Source organism: Streptomyces bobili (genome assembly GCF_002154575.1).
GTDB lineage: Bacteria > Actinomycetota > Actinomycetes > Streptomycetales > Streptomycetaceae > Streptomyces > Streptomyces bobili.
On record NZ_MUBA01000631.1, the window covers coordinates 1 to 774 of the forward strand.

The 774-nt window shown below is 71.7% G+C and carries 1 protein-coding gene; it reads left to right on the forward strand.

Annotated features, from left to right (window positions below; genetic code table 11):
- Positions 1-774: MFS transporter (locus BZL64_RS35155; RefSeq protein ID WP_143663400.1), on the forward strand; the 774-nt coding region annotated here is incomplete at both ends.

Genomic DNA, 774 nt, shown 5'->3' on the forward strand with positions numbered 1-774 from the left:
CGTCTTCCTCGCCGCCGTGCCGATCCTCGCCGGGGTCGGGAGCGTGGCCACCGAGCGGCTGGTGAAGCGGATACCGCCCAGCAGGCTGCTGCGCTGGTCCCAGCCCGTCGTACTGCTCGCGCTCCTCGGTGTGGGAGCGGGGGACGGACTGGCGGTGCTGGGTTTCGCGCTCGCGCTGTTCGGGCTCGCCGTGGGCGCGCTGGACGCCTCGATGAACATGCTCGGGGTGAGCCTGCAGCGGGCGTACGGGCGGAGCATCATGCTCAGCTTCCACGCGGTGTACAGCCTGGGCGGGATCCTGGGGGCCTCGCTGGCGTGGGCCGGGGCGCACTGGCATCTCGCGCTGTGGGTGTCCTATCTGCCGGTCGTACTGGTGCTGCTGCCGGTCGTGCTGGTGGGGAGCCGGTGGTACGTCGACGGGAAGGGTGACGAGGCCGAGGCCGAGGGTGGGGCCGCCTCCGAGACGGGTGAGGTCGGGCGTGGCCAGGGTGTCGTCTTCAAGGCGCTGTTGCCGCTGTGTCTGGTGATGACGTTCGCGTACATCGGGGACTCGACCGTGTCCAACTGGAGCGCGAAGTACCTCCAGGACGTGCTGGGGAGTTCCGAGCAGCTGGCGACGGTCCCGTACAACGTCTACATGGTGACCACGCTGATCGGGCGGGCCCTCGGGGACCTCGGGGTCCGGCGGTTCGGCGCCGTGGCTGTCGTACGCCTGGGGGCGCTGGTGGCGGCGGCCGGGTTCGCGGTCGTGGCGGTGGCCCCGGGGGCGTGGGC